Here is a 1297-nt window from a genome sequence, read left to right as displayed (position 1 = left end):
TGGACACCTCGAAGAACCGCCTGATTTTGGCATGATATCGACGTGAAGGCGCATGAGAGGATGGTGAGCCCCGGTTTCGGAGGCTGATCCGCTGATTTCCGTGGTGGGACCGACCGCAGTCGCCGGTTTTTATGTCAAGCGGGCGCAGTTCGGCCCTCGAGCCAGACGAGGCGCTGGAAGTTATAGGCCAGGTTGGCCATGCCGATCTTGATTGTGGCGCGGGCGATGCCAATGGTGCGCACGATGAGTCCCATGCGATGCTTTTGGCCAGCGAACACATGCTCGACCTGGGCGCGGATTTTGGATCGCCGGGTGTTGGCTTTGGCGATCCGCTCGGGCAGCGGTTGCCTTGGCTTGCGCCTCTGGTGGATATGGCTCTTGAACATACCGGCGGCGAGGAACGCCTCGTTCTTCTTCGACCGGTAGGCCGTATCCGCCCAGACGCCCGAGCCGGTATTGCTCCTGCTGATCAGGTCCGGCAGCCGTGCCCCATCATGGGCGTTTGCTGCGCTGGCACCCCAAGTGCGGATCAGCCCGTGCGCCCGGTCGATGCCGATATGGTTCTTGTAGCCGAACATCGGGATGGCGAGATCAACCGGCTTCGCTGCCTTCGGATCGGCGCCCTCGCGGACCTTGGCCTTGCTGTACTTGATCGACCAGCGCGCATCGCGGTCCTTTTGTCGCGCCTTCGCCGGCTTCCACTCCTCGGGCACGCGCCCTTCCTTGATCGCGGCCTTCTCGGCTTCGGTGTTGCGCTGCTTGGGCGCCGGCACCACCGTGGCGTCGATGATCTGCCCGCCCATCGCGAGATAGCCGCGATCCTTGAGCGCAGCGTCGAAGCGGGCGAAGAGTTTGTCGATCGCTTTGGCCTGCACCAGGCGCTCGCGGAACAGCCACACCGTCGTCGCATCGGGCACGGTGCCGTCGAGGCCGAGGCCCAGGAACCGCTGGAACGACAGGCGGTCCTTGATCTGGAACTCGGTGGCTTCGTCCGACAGAGAGTAGAGCGCCTGAAGCACCAGGATCTTGAACATCAGGACTGGGTCGAACGGCGGCCGACCGCCCTTGCCGCGAACGCTGCGCCGAAGCGCAGCAACCAACGGCCCGCGGAAAACCTCGAAGTCCACAACCGCAGCCAAGCGCTCCAGCGGATCGCCCGCTGCGCTCAACGCCTCGTACCGGTCAGATAGGTCAAAGAAACCGGGCTGTCCTGCCATCATCGCCTCCGCCGTAACGTGAGCGAAGTGAATCAAATCCACCCATCAAAGGCCAGAGTTTTTCGAGGCGTCCAGTTGGT

General features: G+C 63.3%; 1 protein-coding gene. It reads right to left on the bottom strand.

Annotated features, from left to right (window positions below; translation table 11 throughout):
- Positions 1 to 134: 134 nt before the first annotated feature.
- Complete coding sequence (locus tag EQG66_RS15190; RefSeq protein WP_129405347.1) at positions 135 to 1217, bottom strand: IS5 family transposase; 1083 nt, start codon at positions 1215 to 1217, stop codon at positions 135 to 137.
- Positions 1218 to 1297: the final 80 nt, after the last annotated feature.

Source organism: Sphingobium fluviale (genome assembly GCF_004122115.1).
GTDB classification, from domain to species: domain Bacteria; phylum Pseudomonadota; class Alphaproteobacteria; order Sphingomonadales; family Sphingomonadaceae; genus Sphingobium; species Sphingobium fluviale.
The sequence above is the reverse complement of the archived record's forward strand: the minus strand, read 5'-3'. Positions and strand labels throughout refer to the sequence as shown.

Bases quoted from the DNA above. Each gene is read 5' to 3' on its own strand.
- EQG66_RS15190 (WP_129405347.1), bottom strand. From the start codon at position 1,217: ATGGCAGGACAGCCCGGTTTCTTTGACCTATCTGACCGGTACGAGGCG.